At 65.6% G+C, this 13,854-nt stretch carries 14 protein-coding genes; 6 read left to right on the top strand and 8 right to left on the bottom strand.

Annotated elements, in window-relative coordinates; translation table 11 throughout:
* Window positions 1–4: 4 nt before the first annotated feature.
* The gene (locus AC1DUR_RS03475) at window positions 5–712 is read right to left on the bottom strand and encodes an aspartate/glutamate racemase family protein (protein ID WP_477721224.1); all 708 of its coding nucleotides are present in this window, start codon (window positions 710–712) and stop codon (window positions 5–7) included.
* Window positions 713–809: 97 nt separating this feature from the next.
* Window positions 810–1,649 carry a MipA/OmpV family protein gene (locus AC1DUR_RS03470; protein ID WP_477721223.1) on the bottom strand — a complete coding sequence of 280 codons (840 nt, stop codon included), beginning with the start codon at window positions 1,647–1,649 and terminating at the stop codon, window positions 810–812.
* Between the two features lie 158 nt (window positions 1,650–1,807).
* Between AC1DUR_RS03470 and AC1DUR_RS03465 the strand changes: the two genes are divergently transcribed.
* On the top strand, window positions 1,808–2,980 hold the full coding sequence (locus tag AC1DUR_RS03465) for an NAD(P)/FAD-dependent oxidoreductase (RefSeq protein ID WP_477721222.1): 1,173 nt from the start codon (window positions 1,808–1,810) through the stop codon (window positions 2,978–2,980).
* A gap of 251 nt (window positions 2,981–3,231) precedes the next feature.
* Here the strand turns inward: AC1DUR_RS03465 and AC1DUR_RS03460 are convergent, their stop codons facing one another.
* The gene (locus AC1DUR_RS03460; RefSeq protein WP_477721221.1) at window positions 3,232–4,011 is read right to left on the bottom strand and encodes a GntR family transcriptional regulator; all 780 of its coding nucleotides are present in this window, start codon (window positions 4,009–4,011) and stop codon (window positions 3,232–3,234) included.
* 229 nt (window positions 4,012–4,240) lie between these two features.
* Here AC1DUR_RS03460 and AC1DUR_RS03455 point away from each other — a divergent pair, with 229 nt between their 5' ends.
* The 3 genes from AC1DUR_RS03455 (at window position 4,241) to AC1DUR_RS03445 (ending at window position 7,449) form a co-directional block, all read left to right on the top strand.
* Window positions 4,241–5,011 carry an SDR family oxidoreductase gene (locus AC1DUR_RS03455; protein WP_477721220.1) on the top strand — a complete coding sequence of 257 codons (771 nt, stop codon included), beginning with the start codon at window positions 4,241–4,243 and terminating at the stop codon, window positions 5,009–5,011.
* A gap of 80 nt (window positions 5,012–5,091) precedes the next feature.
* The gene (locus AC1DUR_RS03450) at window positions 5,092–6,060 is read left to right on the top strand and encodes a tripartite tricarboxylate transporter substrate binding protein (protein WP_477716531.1); all 969 of its coding nucleotides are present in this window, start codon (window positions 5,092–5,094) and stop codon (window positions 6,058–6,060) included.
* 141 nt (window positions 6,061–6,201) lie between these two features.
* Entirely contained in the window at window positions 6,202–7,449 is a 1,248-nt protein-coding gene (locus tag AC1DUR_RS03445) for an enolase C-terminal domain-like protein (RefSeq protein ID WP_477721219.1), read from the top strand.
* A 452-nt stretch (window positions 7,450–7,901) separates the two neighbouring features.
* Here the strand turns inward: AC1DUR_RS03445 and AC1DUR_RS03440 are convergent, their stop codons facing one another.
* Complete coding sequence (locus tag AC1DUR_RS03440; RefSeq protein ID WP_477721322.1) at window positions 7,902–8,867, bottom strand: formylglycine-generating enzyme family protein; 966 nt, start codon at window positions 8,865–8,867, stop codon at window positions 7,902–7,904.
* Window positions 8,868–9,004: 137 nt separating this feature from the next.
* Window positions 9,005–9,979, bottom strand: coding sequence for a LysR family transcriptional regulator (locus tag AC1DUR_RS03435; RefSeq protein WP_477721218.1), 975 nt, complete (start codon window positions 9,977–9,979; stop codon window positions 9,005–9,007).
* A 121-nt stretch (window positions 9,980–10,100) separates the two neighbouring features.
* Between AC1DUR_RS03435 and AC1DUR_RS03430 the strand changes: the two genes are divergently transcribed.
* Together AC1DUR_RS03430 and ycaC are read left to right on the top strand one after the other, a co-directional pair.
* Entirely contained in the window at window positions 10,101–10,982 is an 882-nt protein-coding gene (locus tag AC1DUR_RS03430; protein ID WP_477721217.1) for a pirin family protein, read from the top strand.
* 139 nt (window positions 10,983–11,121) lie between these two features.
* Entirely contained in the window at window positions 11,122–11,748 is a 627-nt protein-coding gene (ycaC, locus tag AC1DUR_RS03425; RefSeq protein WP_477721216.1) for an isochorismate family cysteine hydrolase YcaC, read from the top strand.
* A gap of 111 nt (window positions 11,749–11,859) precedes the next feature.
* On the opposite strand, the gene AC1DUR_RS03420 is transcribed toward ycaC, so the two are convergent.
* The 3 genes from AC1DUR_RS03420 to AC1DUR_RS03410 all read right to left on the bottom strand — a co-directional run bounded on the left by AC1DUR_RS03420 (window position 11,860) and on the right by AC1DUR_RS03410 (window position 13,799).
* Window positions 11,860–12,219 carry a hypothetical protein gene (locus AC1DUR_RS03420; RefSeq protein WP_477721215.1) on the bottom strand — a complete coding sequence of 120 codons (360 nt, stop codon included), beginning with the start codon at window positions 12,217–12,219 and terminating at the stop codon, window positions 11,860–11,862.
* 101 nt (window positions 12,220–12,320) lie between these two features.
* Window positions 12,321–13,229 (bottom strand): SDR family oxidoreductase, encoded by a 909-nt coding sequence (locus AC1DUR_RS03415; RefSeq protein WP_477721214.1) that lies wholly within the window; start codon window positions 13,227–13,229, stop codon window positions 12,321–12,323.
* A gap of 63 nt (window positions 13,230–13,292) precedes the next feature.
* On the bottom strand, window positions 13,293–13,799 hold the full coding sequence (locus AC1DUR_RS03410; protein ID WP_477716538.1) for a DUF1097 domain-containing protein: 507 nt from the start codon (window positions 13,797–13,799) through the stop codon (window positions 13,293–13,295).
* Window positions 13,800–13,854 lie beyond the last annotated feature (55 nt).

Below are 13,854 nucleotides of genomic sequence, written 5' to 3'. Positions count from 1 at the left end.
GTGCTTATCTGGTCGCCGCTGCGCCCTGCACCGCCCGGCGCAACGCCGCCCGCGCTAGCAGGCGCGTGGAGTCGAGCGTCGGCAGCGGCGAGTTGGCGTCGTTCATGATCAAGGGGATCTCGGTGCAGCCGAGGGCGACGGCGTCGCAGCCCTCATCTTTCATGCGCCAGATCACCCGCTGAAAGCAGGCAACCGCCTCGGGCTTGAAGACGCCGCACACCAACTCGTCCATGATGATGCGGTTGATCTCGTCGCGCTCCGCATCGCTCGGGCGCATATAGGACAGCCCGCGCGCGGTGAGTTTTTGCGGATAGACCTCGCTGTCGACGAGCCAGCGCGTGCCGGTGATGCCGATGCGGCGAAAGCCGCGCCGGGCGGCTTCTGCGGCAACGACTTCGGCAATGTGCAGCCAGGGCAGCGGCGAGCGTGGCTCAACGTCGGCAAACGCTTGGTGGATGGTGTTGTCGGGGCAGATCAGAAAATCGGCGCCGGCCGCGGCGAGCTTGCGGGCCGAGGACAGCATCAACTCGCCCACGCCTTTCATGTCGCCTGCATCGAGGCAAGTCACGTAGTCGGCCAGCGAGTGGGTGTGCATCGACACCTCAGGGTGGGCGTGCGGGCCGAGCAGTTGCGCGCCTTCGATACAAATGGTTTTATAACAAAGCGCTGCGCCTTCGGCGGAGCAGCCGACGATTCCGATGTGTTGGGGCATGACGGTGGTGTTTGGTGGGTGATGCAGGCGATTGATGGCGGCGAACGGCCAGGGTCACCAGATTATTGCGGCGGGCGGCGGGCGGTTCAAGGCCGGCTCAGTCGCGCACCAGCGTGGTCGACCGTGCGAAGGTGTAGGTCAGGCCCACGCCAACGCTGGTGCCCGCGGTTTTTTGCACCAGCGGGCTTGCCCGGTTGGCGGCGCCTGCAACGGAATCGAACCAGGCGAAGCCGAAGAGGCGCAGCTTGGGCGTCACGTCGCGCGACACTGTGAGCCCGAGGCGCCAGTTGATCAGCCCGCTTTCGGCCGTGTAGGCGGGGCGGCCTGCTGTGGCATAGGCGGGCGCCACGCCGTAATACGTGTCGGCCAGGCGCCGGTTGCCCAGCATCGCGCCGGCGCTGGTGCCGTAGCGCCAGCCGCCGCTGCCGCGCCATTCGTAGATCAGCCGGGGCTCGAACGAGATGCCCTTGTGGCTGAGCCTGTCGTCCAGGTCAAACACGCCGCGCAGCGCAAACTCGGCCCGCAGGCGGCCATCGGCCGGCCCCTGGCCCAGGTGCCACTTGAGGCGGGGCCCGAACTCCACCAGGGTGCCCAGGTCGGGCATGCCGCGGCGCGCGTCCACTTCGTCCGAGCGGGAACCAAAAGCGGCGGCAAAACCCACATCGAGCTCAAACTGCGGCGTGTTGAAGGCGCGCAGGCCCACGCTCTCGCGGTCGGCGCGGAAGTACTTGCCGCGGTAGATCAGGTAAGGCAGCGCGAGGCCGCGGCCCACGTTTTGCGACGCGCCCGGGTAGGCCTGCTGCGACATGCCCAGGCCCACCGCGCCGATTTCCCACAGCGGCAGCAGCTCGCGCGCCCGTTCCTGCGCCTGCCCGGCCGTGGGCGCGGCCAGCAACCAGGCGGCAAGCGCACAGCAGAGGGAAGGCTTGACTTTCAAGGGGGACTCCTGGCTGGGCAAGGATGAAAGGAAAACATACCGCGGGGCAAGGGAAAATCATACTGCGAGCGGCGCTGCCCCGGGCGTAGCTTCGGTAACATGATCACCATGTAACCAGCCAGAATGAAACTGGAATGAAACTTGGGAGCACGTAAAAGATGAGCCAGGCAACGCAGAAAGTGGTCATCGCCGGTGGTGGCGTGATAGGCAGCGCACTCGCGTATTTTTTGGCAACGCACCCGCGCTTTCGCGGCGATGTGACCGTGGTGGAACGCGACCCGACCTATGCGCAAGCCTCTTCGGCGCTGTCGGCCAGCTCCATACGCCAGCAGTTCTCGGCGCCGGTGAACATTGCGATCTCGCAGTTCGGCATTGAGTTTTTGCGCCACCTCAAACAGCACCTGGCGGTGGACGGCGACGTGCCCGACATCGGCCTGACAGAAAAAGGCTATTTGTATTTGGCCACTGAAGCCGGTGCGGCCACCTTGCGCGAGAACCACGCCACCCAGCGTGCGCACGGCGTAGAGGTGGCGCTGCTGGAGCCGGCTGCGCTGCAGCAGCGCTTCCCCTGGCTGCAGGTGGATGACCTGGCGCTGGCCTCTTTGGGCTTGAATGGCGAAGGCTGGTTTGACGGCTACGGCTTGCTGATGGCCTTCAAGCAAAAAGCGCGCAGCCTGGGCGTGCAGTATGTGAAGGCGCAAGCCACCGGCTTTGCGCACAGCCATGGCCGCGTGCATGCGGTGACGCTGGAAGGCAGCGCGCAACTGCCGTGCGACTGGGCGGTGAACGCGGCTGGCGCCTGGGCCCGGCCCCTGTTGGCCGGCACCGGGCTGGACCTGCCGGTGTATGGGCGCAGGCGCTGTGTGTATGCGTTTGCCAGCCCGGCCAAAACGCCCGATTGCCCGCTGGTGATTGACCCGAGCGGGCTGTGGTTTCGCCCTGAAGGCGACATCTGGATTTGCGGCCTGCCGCCGCCGCAGGACGACAACGACGCGCCGCTGGAAGTCGACTACGAGCTGTTCGACCAGGCCTGGCTGACGCTGGCGCACCGGGTACCAGGCTTTGAGGCCGTGCGCCAGCAGCGCGCCTGGGCCGGCTACTACGAATACAACACTTTTGACCAGAATGCCCTGCTGGGACCGCACCCGGCCCTGCCCAACCTGCTGCTGGCCAATGGCTTCAGCGGCCACGGCCTGCAGCAGGCGCCGGCGGTGGGGCGCGGCCTGGCCGAATGGATAGCCGACGGCGCCTACACCAGCCTGGACTTGTCGCCGCTGTCGGTGCAAAGGCTAGTGGAGGGGCAAGCCTTGCTGGAAAAGAATGTGATTTGAGGTGCACCTTCTGCACCCGCTCCTCGCTTTTTCCCCTTGCTCTTGCTCCTTCCCGCCTTTGGGGGAAGGCTGGGATGGGGGCTCCCCGCAGCGTGCGCGAACGCGCTATCAAGCCCCATCCAGCCCAATCGCGACAGGCGCAAGCTGCCATGAAATAGATAGCGATTCTTGCGGGCCGCGTTGCCCCCATCCCCACCTTCCCCCAAAGGCGGGAAGGAGTAAAACGGGGATCGCCCCTGTCACGGCAGCGCCTAGGCCGTACCCAGATCGAGCGATTGGAGGCTGCAATCGAGCAGTGCTGGGTCAACCTCGCGCTCCAGCACATAAAACATGCCCTCAACAAAGTCCATGAGGCCGTCAGACGCGGCAATGGCCGCGTCGACATGGCCGTTGGCGACCGCGTCGATCACCGCGACATGCCCGTCCACCGTGCCCTGCAGGTTGGTGTGGTTGGCCGTCTGCATGTGGTAAATCCAGCCGATGCGGCGGAAGATGGTATGCAGCGGCCGCAAGGTGCTTTCGACAAACGGCTCGTTGGCCGCCGCCAGGAACAGCTGGTCGATGCGCCGGTCGATCGTGTTGAACTGGGCGATCGTCATATCGGCGCCATGCTCCATGAGCTGACGCCGGATGTGCAACATCTGGTTGCGCTGTGAGGCGCCCGAGCGCTCGGTGGCCAGGCGAATCACAAAACGCTCCATGTCGCGGCGCAGGCGCAGTAACACGCGCTCGCGGGTCAAATCAATCGGCGCGATCTGGATACCGTGGCGCGGCGACACCAGCATCAGCGTGTCGGCGGCCAGGCGGCTCACGGCCTGGTGCACCGGCGTGCGGCCATAACCGACCAATGCCTGCAGTTCATGCATGGCGAGAAAGCGGCCCGGCTTGAGTTCGCAGCAGATCAGCAACTCCTCAAGGCGTTCATAAGCCAGGTCCGACAGGTTGACCTGGCTGCGGCGGCGCGACGCTTCCTGGGCCGGCGCGGTGGCGGCGGCAACCAGTTTGGGACGGTGGCGCGGGGACGTGGCCATGAGGCTCCTTGAATTACCGGGACATTGAAGTAAAGATACCTCAAAGCATACCCTGATATGCAAGCGACGGTTCGCTCACTTTGGGAAATTTCGCTGGGAGTCTCAGCAATTTTGGCCAGTTTTACATTGAGATCATGGTTCGGGTAAATACTGAGTCTTTTTGTGAAATATCACAGTATTCTTCAAAGCATCGGCAAAAACCGCAAGACGGTGCAACACCCATCACCCCATGTCACATCCTCTTTTTGATCTGTCCGGCCGCACGGCCCTCGTCACCGGCTCTTCGCGCGGCCTGGGCCATGCGATTGCTGAAGGACTGGCCCAGGCCGGCGCCCGGCTGGTGCTCAATGGCATGGACACCGAACGCCTCGCGCTCGGCGCCGCGGCCCTGCGGGCCAAAGGCCACCACGTCGATGAGGCCGCTTTCGACGTCACGGACGAAGCCGCCGTCTGCGCAGCCTTTGCGCGCCTGGATGACGCCGGCATCGAAATCGACATTCTCGTGAACAACGCCGGCATCCAGTTGCGCAAGCCGCTGGTCGAGCTGTCGGTGGCCGAATGGGACAAGGTGCTGAACACCAACCTCACCAGCGCCTTCCTGGTCGGCCGCGAAGCAGCCAAACGCATGATCGCGCGCGGCCGCGGCGGCAAAATCATCAACATCGGCTCGCTCACGAGCGAAGCCGCGCGCGCCACCGTCGCGCCCTACACGGCGGCCAAGGGCGGCATCAAGATGCTGACACGCGCCATGGCGGCCGAATGGGCCGAGCACGGCATCCAGGCCAATGCGATCGGGCCGGGCTACATGGCCACCGAGATGAACACCGCGTTGCTCGACAACCCGGCGTTCGACGCCTGGGTCAAGGGCCGCACGCCCGCGCGTCGCTGGGGCCGGCCCGACGAGCTGGCCGGCACCGCGATCTGGCTGGCATCGAAGGCGTCGGAGTACGTCAACGGCCAGATCATTTACGTTGATGGCGGCATGCTGGCCGTGCTTTGAGCCGCCCTTTCCTTCTTTCCCCTGACCTTCCCCTTGACCGTCCCCTTACCTTCCCCAACCAACCGACAGAGAGACAAATCATGAAGTTTCTGCGCACGCTCCTTCCCGCCACCGCGGTCACGCTCGCGGCCCTGACGCTCCCGGCCGCTGCCATCGCGGCGGACTACCCGACCCGGCCCATCGAAATGGTCGTGCCTTCGACCGCGGGCGGCGGCACCGACATCATGGCGCGCCTGTTTGCAGAGACCGCCAAGAAATATGTCACCCAGCCCATCGTGGTGAGCAACAAACCCGGCGTCAGCGGTGGCCTGGCGATGACCGAAGTGCAACGCGCGACGCCCGACGGCTACAAGATCGGCGTGCTGATTTCCGAGCTCGCGATCATCCCGCACCTGGGCATGACCAAGGTGACGACGAGCGACTTCATCCCGCTGGCGCGGCTCAACGGCGACCCCGGCCTGATCGCCGTGCGCGCCGAGTCGCCTTACCAGTCCATTGACGAGCTGCTGGCCGCCGCGCGCAAGCAGCCCGGCACGGTCACCATGGGCAATGCCGGTACCGGAACGATCTGGCACCTGGCGGCCGCAGCGGTGGAAGACAAGACCGGCGTCAAGTTCAACCATGTGCCCTTCCAGGGCGCGGCGCCCAGCGTGATGGCGCTGGCCGGCGGCCACGTCGATGCGATCACGGTCAGCCCCGCCGAGATCGGCTCTTTCGTCGCGGCCGGCAAGGTTCGCGTGCTGGTTTCCATGGCCGACCGCAAGCTGCCCGCGCCGTACGACAAGGTCGTGAGCTTCAAGGAAAAAGGCGTGGACCTGGTCGTCGGTACCTGGCGCGGCCTGGGCGTGCCGCTGAACACGCCGCCCGAGGTGGTGCAGTACCTGCGCGAAGCCAGCCGCAAGACCGGCGAAGACCCGGCCTTCCGCGAAGCGCTCCTGAAAGCCAACCTGCAGCCGGCCTACCTGGACGGCGAGCAGTTCCAGGTCTTCATGAACAGCCAGTCCGCTTACTTCAAGAAGCTGCTGGCCGGGCTCAACATCCAGAAATAAGCCAGTAAGCCAATAAGCCGCAGGGCCCGGTGCAAAACCCACCCTGCTGCCGATCACCAGGAGAACCCGGAACCCGCGCGGGTTCTCCTGCCTTTGCAATACCGCCAACCCCAGCAGACAACCCCCAATCACCCTGACCCCATGGCCACCCTCATCACCGACGTCAAAGTCATCCTCACCGCGCCCGAAGGCATCAACCTCCTCGTCGTGAAGATAGAAACGAACCAGCCCGGCCTGCATGGCCTGGGCTGCGCAACCTTTGCGTACCGGCACCTGGCGGTGAAGTGCCTGGTCGAGGAGTACCTCAGGCCCCTGCTCATCGGCCGCGATGCCGAGGCGATCGAGGAGCTGTGGCAGCTGATGCACCAGAATGCCTACTGGCGCAACGGCCCGATCGAAAACAACGCGATCTCGGGCGTGGACATGGCGCTCTGGGACATCAAGGGCAAGCTGGCCGGCATGCCGCTGTACCAGCTGTTCGGCGGCAAGGTGCGCGCAGGCGTGCCGATCTACCGCCACGCCGACGGCCGCGACCTGGCCGAGCTGTGCGACAACATCCAGAGATACCGTGAGCAGGGCATCACACACGTCCGCTGCCAGAGCGGGGGCTACGGCGGCGGGGGCTTTGGCGCCGCACCGGGCAGCGCACCCCGGGGCGCTCCCGACGGCATCTACCTCGACAGCCGCAAATACATGCGCGAGACGCTCAAGCTCTTTGAGGGCATACGCAACAAGGTCGGCTACGAGGTCGAGCTCTGCCACGACGTGCATGAGCGGCTCAAGCCGGTCGATGCGATCAGCTTTGCCTGCGAACTGGAGCGCTTCGAGCTGTTCTTTCTGGAGGATGCGATCCCGCTCGAAGAAGGCAACTGGCTGCGCCAGCTGCGCGCCAAAACCAACATCCCACTGGCGCAGGGGGAGCTCTTCAACAACCCGTACGAGTGGAAGTTCCTGATCACCGAGCAGCTGATCGATTACATCCGCGTGCACCTGAGCCAGATCGGCGGCATCACGCCGGGTCGCAAGCTGCAGATCTTTGCCGAGCAGTTCGGCGTGCGCACCGCCTGGCACGGGCCGGGCGACATGTCGCCGCTGGCCCATGCGGCCAACATCCACATCGACCTGGCCGCGCGCAATTTCGGCATACAGGAATGGTCGGGCACCGAGCCGCCCAACTTTGTCATCCAGGAACTCAAGGGACCGCGTGAAGCGCTGCTCGACGTCTTCCCGGGCCTGCCGGAATTCCGTAAGGGCCATGTCTATGCCAACGACAAGCCCGGCCTGGGTGTCGACCTCGACGAAGCCGAGGCGGCTAAATACCCGTGCGAAAACACCGTCACCACCTGGACGCAAACGCGACTCGCCGACGGGACCTTGCAGACTCCCTGAGCGGCGCAAGTGCGCCTGGTGCACGTCAATAAGCAGCGCCGGTTGCGCTGCCCCCATCCCTGCCTTCCCCCAAAGGCGGGAAGGGGTAACACGGGGACGGCTTGCGGCAGGCGCCGACGGAGGGGCGGGCCTTGCTGGAAAGGAATGTGTGCCCCTCTTGCTCTTTCTTCCTGCTTTGCTCTTTCTCCTTCCCGCCTTTGGGGGAAGGCAGGGATGGGGGCAGCGCATTGTTGACCTGCGGTCCGGCCTTCGACAAGCTCAGGACAGGTCGAGCTCAAGGGAACCTGGCGACTTCTCTTTGCCGGGGCCTCAGTTTTCGGCCAACTCATACCCCGTACTCCGCCCGCCACCCTCCAGCTTACGCAACATTCCGCGCGCCAGCGGAGTTCGGACCGGTTGCGCGTTTACCGGTCTGAGCCAGGCCGGCCCCTGTTCGTTCGGCACCCAACACCTCACTGCCCGGCGTCATCTGCCTCGCGCAGCAAACGCATGCCCACCAGGGTGTAGCGGGTCTGCGGGGAATTCCAGTTGCGGTAGCTGCAGCGGGCGTACAGCGACCAGGTGTGCCAGGAGCCACCGCGGCGCACACGCACGCTTCCCGCGTCGGGGCCGGGCGGGTCGTTCAGGGGTGACTTGGCGTAATAGGCGTCATCGTGCCAGTCGGCCGTCCATTCCCAGGCGTTGCCCAGCATGTCGTACAGCCCCAGCGCATTGGGTTTGAAACTACCAACCGGGGCGGTGAAGGCATGGCCGTCGTGGCCTTGCAGCGCATACGCCTGCCAGGCCGGCCAGTTTTTGGCGGCATCGGCATCAAAGGTATTGGCCCATTGCAGCAGCGACTGCGGATCGTTGCCGCCGAAGTAACGCGTGGGTGAACCGGCGCGGCAGGCGTACTCCCATTCGGCTTCGGTGGGCAGGCGGTAGGTATGGCCTTCTCGCTTGCTCAGCCACTGGCTCATGGCCACGGCGTCGTTCCAGGTCACGTTGAGCACCGGATGCGCATCGCTCTGGGCGAAGCCGGGGTTGCGCCACGAGTACTTCGGGTCGCGCCCCTCAAAGGCATCGCCGCGTGCTGATGTGGCCGGGTCGTAGGCAGGGTTGTAGCCATAGCCGCCGGTGCCGTCGGCGATGGATTCTGGTACGTAGCCCGAGGCCGCGATGAATCGGCGGAACTGGCCCACCGTGACCTCATGCTGGCCCAAGTAAAAAGGCCGCGTGATGCGCACCCGGTGCACGGGCGCTTCGTCGGCAAGGTCTGTCAGGCGCTTGCGCTGGTAAGCCGGATAGTCGCGCGCCAGGGCGTCGGGCGACTCGTCGCTGCCCATCAGGAATTCACCGGCCGGCACCAGTACAAACTTCATGCCCAGTGAATTTTCAATGACGCGCGGAGCGGGCGGCTCCGGCGGCGTGGGCTGCATGCGTTGCGAGGAGCAGGCCGACAGGAGAAAACCGGTGGCCAGTAGAAAAACCGAAGCGTAGGTGCGCATGGTGTGGGTGGAATACGCTCAGCGGAGCAACGTGGACCACTCTAACCCAGGGTGATGGGCGCAATCCTTCATGGCGCGGCTTGGGTCGGCGCATTCACCCGCGCTGCCGCCAGCTCCGTGCCATCAGCGCGCTCAGCCAGGGCGAGCGTTGCGAATTCAAGGGCCAGGAAATCGATCAACTCGCGCACCGCCGGCAGCAGGCCGCGGCGTGACGGAAACACCGCATGCACAATGCCGGCGCGCGGCCGCCAATGGGGCAGCAGGTCGACCAGCAGCCCCTGCGTCAGGTCTTGCTGCACCATCATCGTCGGCAGCTGCAACACGCCCACGCCTTGCAGCGCGGCCAGGCGCAAGGCCAGCCGGTCGTCGCTGATGAGGCGCGGCGTGTGGTGCACCACCGCGCTGGCGCCGTTGGGGCCCACCAGGTGCCAGGCGTGCTCGCGGTGCGGCGGGCCTTCGTCGAGGCTGGGCAGGTGGCCCAGGTCGGCCGGCAGCAGCGGCGCGACCAGGCCCCGGGCCTTGAGCAGCCCGGGGCTGGCCACCAGGCGCTGGGTGCTGTCGCCCAGCACGCGCATGACGAGGTCGGTGTCTTCGAGCGGCGGAAAGCGCACGCGAATGGCGATGTCAAAACCCTCACCAATCACGTCGACGCGGCGGTTGGTGCTCTCCAGCTGCACCTGCACGCGGGGGCAGGCGGCCATGAAGCGCGCCAGGACGTCGCCGAGCTGGTAGTCGAGCAGGGCCGTGGGGCAGCTCATGCGCACGGTGCCCTGCGGCTCGGAACTGACCCGGTCGATCACCTCCTGCGCCGCGTTGGCCTCGACCAGCATGGCCAGGCAATGCCGGTAGTACTCCTGGCCGATCTCGGTGACGGCAAAGCGGCGGGTCGAGCGCTGGATCAGGCGCACGCCCAGGCGCTCTTCCAGCAGGGCGACGCGCCGGCTCAGCTTGGACTTCGGGCTATTGAGCGCGCGGCCTGCGGGCGCAAAGCCCTGGTGCTCGACCACCTGCACAAAGTAATAAAGATCGTTGAGGTCCTGCATGCCGTCATTGTTCCTCAAATAGAACGCTGATGGCAAATTTAGCCAACTACCGGATTCATCGTTCCGGGAATATCTTTCGTTCATGGCAGTTTTTTCTGCGGTCACTTTTCAAGGAGCAGTCATGAAGAAGGTTCTGGGTATTTACAGCAGCCCCCGCCCGCACTGGGTGGGCAATGGTTTTCCGGTGCGCTCGCTCTTCAGCTACGACACGCTGGGCCAGCATGTGAGCCCGTTTTTGCTGCTCGACTACGCCGGGCCAGCGGAGTTCAAGCCTGCCGGCACATCCGGTGAGCGGCGCGGCGTGGGCACGCACCCGCACCGGGGTTTCGAAACGGTGACCATCGTCTACAAGGGCGAGGTTGCGCACCAGGACTCCACCGGCAGCGGCGGCGTGATCGGCCCGGGCGACGTGCAGTGGATGACGGCGGCCTCGGGCATCCTGCATGAGGAGTTTCACTCGCCCGCGTTCACGCAGCAGGGCGGCACGCTGGAGATGGTACAGCTGTGGGTGAACCTGCCCGCCAAAGACAAGATGGCCGCGCCGCGTTACCAGGGCATTGTGGATGCGCAGATCCCGTCTGTGGCCCTGCCTGAGGGCGCTGGCAGCGTGCGCGTGATTGCCGGCAACTACGACGGCAACACCGGGCCCGCACAAACCTTCACGCCCATCAATGTCTGGGATGTGCGGCTGGGCCAGGGCAAAGAGGCCGCACTGCGCCTGCCTGAAGGCCACACCGCCGCGGTGGTGGTGCTGCACGGCACGGTGCTGGTCAATGGCGAGGTGGTGCGTGAGGCGCAGATGGCGCTGCTGGAGCGCGAAGGCGATGGCCTGAGCCTGGAGGCGAACAGCGACGCCACGCTGCTGGTGCTGAGCGGCGAGCCGATCAACGAGCCCATTGTGGGCCATGGCCCCTTCGTGATGAACACGCAGGCCGAAATCACCACCGCCATCAACGACTTCAACGCCGGCCGCTTCGGGCGGATCAGCCCGACGGCGCACTGAGCATGCGGATCCGGCCCTGCGAAGGGCCGGGCCCCAGCCCCGCCTGCGGGCGGGTTTCCCCCGGGCATCTCGCCCATCGCCCAGACGGGCTTTGTCACTTTGTCAATCAACCCTTGTTTATCACTTCAGGAGAATAGCCATGTCAAATCCATACCGTCGCCTCGACAAAAACCAGGCCGCCGTGCTGCTGGTCGATCACCAGGCCGGCCTGTTGTCGCTGGTGCGCGACATCGAGCCCGACAAGTTCAAGAACAACGTGCTGGCGGTGGCCGACATCGCCAAGTACTTCAAGCTGCCCACCGTGCTGACCACCAGCTTTGAGGACGGCCCCAACGGCCCGCTCGTGCCCGAGCTGAAGCAGACGCTGCCCGATGCGGCCTTCATTCCGCGGCCGGGCCAGATCAATGCCTGGGACAACGAGGACTTCGTCAAGGCCGTCAAGGCGACCGGGCGCAAGCAGCTCATCATTGCCGGCGTGGTGACCGAAGTCTGCGTGGCCTTCCCCGCACTGTCGGCACTGGCCGAGGGCTTTGAGGTGTTCGTGGTGACCGATGCGTCGGGCACCTTCAATGAGATCACCCGCCACTCGGCCTGGAACCGGATGTCGGAAGCGGGCGCACAGCTGATGACCTGGTTTGGCCTGGCCTGCGAGCTGCACCGCGACTGGCGCAACGACGTGGAAGGCCTGGGCACCCTGTTTGCCAACCACATTCCCGACTACCGCAACCTGATGACCAGCTACAGCGCGGTGAAGGCGTCGAAGTAATACCCACCACCACCGGGCCTGCTGCGGGCCTTCCTGACGAGCGCAAGCAGCACTTTTCAGGGGCCGCGGAGGACGGCACGTCCATTTGCCCAGCAGCCGGTTTTCCTGTTTCTATTTGAGACTCGCGAGCTGGGCCGAAGAAGCTGCGCCGCCCAGCATGATGAAGGCACCGGCCAAGGCCAGGTTCTTGAAAAAATGCAGCAGCTGGTTGCGCTGGTCCTGCGGGATGGCGCTCCAGAAGGCGTGGGCCAGGAAGGCGTCCACCACCAGGAAGAGGGCTGCCGCCAGCGCCAGCCAGCGGACCAGCCATCCGAACATCAAGGCCAGGCCGGCCGAGACCTCGACGGCGCCAATGGCGGCCTGGAGATGGTTGCGTTGCCGCAGTGAGTCGATGAGGTGAGCCGCACCCGGTCCGGCGAAAGCCAGGGCCATCAAGACCCGACCGAGGATGAGGGTTGAAAGGATGTTCATGGTGAGCTCGCCGTTGGGTTTGAGTTATTGCATTGTTGGGTTGTGAGGCAAGGCTAGCGGGCGGCAGCCCATGCCGCCGCCCGGAGGCCGAAGCGGACAGCTCAGGCCTGCTGTGCTTCCCGCAATACGGTGGGCTTGAGCATGTCGGCGATGCCGATGCGGTGCGCAAACTCCTCGCGCACGCGTTCCGCCACTTCGGTCACGGCAGCGGCGCCGTCGTCGATGAAATCGATCACCGAGCGGAAGGGCCGGGTGCCGTGCGGCAGGCCCACGATGCGGGCGATCTCGTCGGCCACGGCTTGCGGGTCGGCGTTGTCGGGTGTCAGCGCTGACAGCCGCGCGCCCACCTGGTCCATCACGCCGTCGTACCGCGCATAGGCGCCGGCCGTGGCGGCGTCGGCGGGTTTGCCGGCGTTGGGGAAGTGCGCCGTGCCGCGGGTGAAGGCGCCGGGTACGACGATGGAGGTTTCGATGCCGAAGCGGGCCAGCTCGTAGGACATGGTGACCGCCATCGAATCCATCGCGGCCTTGGCGGCCGCATAAGGGCCGAGGAAGGGCGGGAAGCCGCCGCGCACCGTGGTGCTGCTGACCCACAGGACGAGGCCAGCCTCTTGCTGGCGCATGCCCGGCAACACGGCGCGGTTGACGCGCTGGCTGCCGAGGAAGTTGGTGTCCATGACCTTGATGATTTCTTCCGGCGTGAAGGCCTCGGTGGGGCCGACCACCAGGTGGCCGGCGTTGTGCACCACCACATCGAGGCGGCCCTGCTCGGCCAGGATGTGAGCCACGGCGGCATCGGCCGAGGCCTGTGACTGCACGTCGAGTTCGACGGCGCGCAGGTCAACGCCGCTGGCAAAGCTCCAGTCGCGCAGCTCCCGCACCTTGGGTGCGTTGCGGCCTTCGGTGTCGCGCATACTGGCATAGACCGTGTGGCCGGCCCGGGCCAAGGCGCGGGAGGTGAGGTGGCCAATGCCGGTGGAGGCGCCGGTGACGAGGATGACGGATTTCATGATGGGTGTCTTTCTGAAAATGGTTGAACAAAGGTTGTTGAAAAGGAATTGAAGAAAGGGAAATCAGGCGCTGCGGGAAATTCGGTGCTGGGCGGCGTGCGCCGTCCAGGCCGCGACCGAGCCCAGCAGCACGGCGCCGGCCAGTTCGGCAAACGACGCCAGCGTGGGCGGCAGGTGCGAAGCAAAGAAAGCGATCAGGCCGAGGAAATAACTGACGACGTTGCTGAGCACCGGCAGCGCGCGCAGCGACACCACGACGACGGCGACGGCAAACACCACCAGCGGCAGCGCCAAGGCGCCCAGCGAAGGCGCAAGCGCCTTCAGGGCCAGCGCGGCGGCGATGCCAAAGCCCAGGCCCAGCAGCACGCAGGTAGCGTTGACCGCAGCGTCACGCGCGGTGAGACCTCGCGTGAAGAAGGCCACCCAGCCGATGAACATGGCCCAGACGGGCAAGGCGAAGCTGGCGCTGAGGCTGGCTGCCAGCGCGGCCGTGACGGCGGCGGCGATGGTGAGCATGAGGAACAGCGCGGGGGAGGCGCGACGTACGGCAGAGGTATTGGCAGATGTCATTGAGGAACTCCGTGAAATGTCGGCGGGCAGGTAGCGCAGTGAAAAGCTGCGGCTT

The organism is Polaromonas sp. P4_F4, from assembly GCF_056401355.1.
This window is presented reverse-complemented; position numbering and strand designations above follow the sequence as displayed.